The sequence below is a fragment of the Pseudomonas sp. 05T35 genome (assembly GCF_056396605.1).
In genome coordinates this window covers 1-2667 of sequence record NZ_JBFTLU010000538.1, presented here as the reverse complement: position 1 = coordinate 2667, position 2667 = coordinate 1, and the positions used below count along the sequence as shown (strand labels likewise).

The window sequence follows — 2667 nt, the reverse complement described above, 5'->3', positions numbered from 1 at the left end:
GGTTATTCGGCTTTTGCCTCGGGCTCTTCCAGCGACTCGCGGTAGGTGTCCAGCGCATTGCCGAAATCGGTGATGAACTGCGGGTCTGTCAGCCAGGCCTGGGCGGCCTCGCGGTCCATACCGTCGGTCCACATGCGGTAGTCGATCAGCATGTCGGCGGCCAGGTGAGTGGCGGCCATCGCTTCGTTCTCGGCGTTTTCCATGTCCAGCAACTCTGGATGGTCGTTGATGATTTCGCTGAGGTTCGACAGCAGGGTCAGCAGCATGTCGTTGCGGCTGATGGCCTCGGCCTCACGCATTTTGCTGAACATCGCCAGGGTGTACTCAGGCATCTGCTCGGCTGGCGCATTCGGGTCGTCATGCATGGCGATGGGTTTTCTACCGCTGATGCGAATCTGCTTGGCTTTGATCTTGGCGCGTTTGGCGCGTTTCTGTTGCTTGTTCGTGGCGGCCATCTACTTCGTTCCGTATTCGTGTGGGAGAGCGCAATCAGGTGGGTACGCTGCGCGGTACCAACCGTCCTGGCGTGTCGGGATGCAATTCGCCGTTCTGTAGCCAGGACAACGCAATGGGCCATAGTGTGGCTTGGTACGGGCTGCGAAAAAAGGCGAAATGTCCGACCTCCACTTCGCCGATGTCTTCTGGGGCGATTCGCAGGTGCGTGTTGCAACTGGCCTTGAAGTAGCCGAGCAAGCGCTCGATGGCAGAAATCGTCCCGTACGGATCGTCGCTAAGGCTGATAGCCAGGGTTTGTGCGGTGACGGCGGCGAAGGGCAGGCCTTGGGCTTTTGCGGCGATTACACGGCCACTGGGCCGCTGTTCGTAGCGGGCGGTCGGGGCGCTCCAGTCGTGGACGACGCCAGCGGGCGTATCTTCGAGCCAGCCGAGACGTTTGCCGGGAAAGTAACCGTAGAATTTCGTCATCAGCGGCATGAACAGATGCCACTTGATGAACATCCGCCAGCGGCTGGCCGAGGCATAGTCGCGCCAATAAGCGAACTGTGCGCCCACAGTGACCAGGCGCCGGATCACCTCTGCGGAAGCAGCCAATCCTGCCGCGCAGCCACCGAAGCTATGAGCGACTACATCGATCGGTTGACCTGGAAATTCCCGCGTCGCCCGTTGCAGCATGGCTTCGAAATCCAGCGCGCCCCAGTCCGACCAGGACGCCTCGAATCCGCGCAGCGAGTCAGGCCGGGATTCACCGATGCCGCGGTAATCGTAAACCATGACATCGAAACCGTTGGCAAACAGGTAATCGGCGAATCGAAAGTAATGCCGGCAGCGCACCGAAGTTGCCGCGTTGATGATCACCACCGGGCGATTGGGATTTTGAAGGGAATGGCGCCAGGCAAAACCGCCGAGGACAAAGCCATCGGCGGCTGGCTCTTTGAATGATTCACTGGGGCCGGAGGTTGGCAGCGGCCATTCAATCCGGGCTGGCGATGACGGTGCCAGTGAGGGCGTGTTTGACAGAGTCATTGGATGCAGACCTGAGCGCAGTTTGCTGCCAACGATAGACGTCATATTGCGGGGGAACAATCTGTTGGTATTTTTTGGTGATGGGGCGCCATAACAAAAAAACGGCCGCTGTCATCGCCGACAGCAGCCGTTCTTTCGGTTCGCAGAAATTACCGTGGCGACTTCACCAGCGCCTCGGAGGCGGCCACGTAGTCCGCCTGGAACTGCGGGCTTTCGATCCAGGCCAGGGCCTTGGCTTCGTCCGCTTCGGTCGACCACTGGCGATACTCGATCAGTGCCGCGAGGATGAAGTCGGTGGCACCTTCTTCGCCTTCCTGTTCAAACACGATCTCGAGCAGCGGGTCTTCCAGGAAAGCCGTGCACAGCGCTTGTTGGCTGGTCTTTTCGGCATCGCGCATTTTTATGAACAGCTCGGTCAGGTCCACCGACTCAAAGTCGATGCGCTCATCGTTCGGGTCCAGCTCGACCGGAGCACTGGCGCGCTGCACGCGATTTTGTTTGGCCTTGGCTTTCGCGCGTTGGGTTCTTTTGTGCTGCTTGTTCGCCGATGCCATGGGCTTCGATCCTTAGTTCAGGCGCAAGGGGAGGGTGCTATTGAAGCGCAGGTCGGCGAATTTCYCAAGGAGCGATTGCTCGTTGGTTCGCGATAGTGGCTTGGTGGGTGAATTGGCTGACAACCGGTAGTCGTATCGGTGGTGGCTTTCACAACCAATTGATCTAAACGAAGGATCCGAGCGGGAAGTCATAAAAGTGTAAGCAGTATTCTTACCGGTTTTCGGTTTGAGCTGTGATGTTGGGGATAGCACTGGGTGTCACCGTTTTATGGCATCGGCTTCATGGGTGGCATCGCATTCGTTGGGCCCGTAACGGGTCCGGGAGTCGTCATCATGAGATCCTTGCGTTTACTCGCGCTATCAGGCGTTGCCCTGCTCGGGCTCGCTGGCTTGCCTATTTCCAGTGTTCAGGCGGAGGTCTGTCGTGACCCGATTGACCCGCAGGGTGTGCAGCTGGAACAGCAACAACAGAACGGCGTTAACTTCATGTCCGGTGGTATCGGTCAGGATGAGTCGTGCGCAATCCAGCKGATGGGTGGCTATAACTTGCACATGACTTTTTCCACTGGACCGTCCAATGAGTACGTGCCTGACGTCAGGGTGGCCATTCAGGGTCCAAAAGGTCATGAAG

General features: G+C 58.3%; 3 protein-coding genes and 1 pseudogene. 1 reads left to right on the top strand and 3 read right to left on the bottom strand.

What is annotated here, in order from left to right:
* Positions 1-2 precede the first annotated feature (2 nt).
* The 3 genes from AC1DH9_RS26800 to AC1DH9_RS26790 form a co-directional block, all read right to left on the bottom strand.
* On the bottom strand, positions 3-455 hold the full coding sequence (locus tag AC1DH9_RS26800) for a hypothetical protein (RefSeq protein WP_427544646.1): 453 nt from the start codon (positions 453-455) through the stop codon (positions 3-5).
* A gap of 34 nt (positions 456-489) precedes the next feature.
* On the bottom strand, positions 490-1482 hold the full coding sequence (locus tag AC1DH9_RS26795; protein ID WP_427544648.1) for an alpha/beta hydrolase family protein: 993 nt from the start codon (positions 1480-1482) through the stop codon (positions 490-492).
* 149 nt (positions 1483-1631) lie between these two features.
* Complete coding sequence (locus AC1DH9_RS26790; RefSeq protein ID WP_427530647.1) at positions 1632-2036, bottom strand: hypothetical protein; 405 nt, start codon at positions 2034-2036, stop codon at positions 1632-1634.
* Positions 2037-2369: 333 nt separating this feature from the next.
* On the opposite strand from AC1DH9_RS26790, the pseudogene AC1DH9_RS26785 reads away from it, so the two are divergent.
* A pseudogene (locus tag AC1DH9_RS26785) lies at positions 2370-2667 on the top strand (hypothetical protein); the annotation flags it as partial.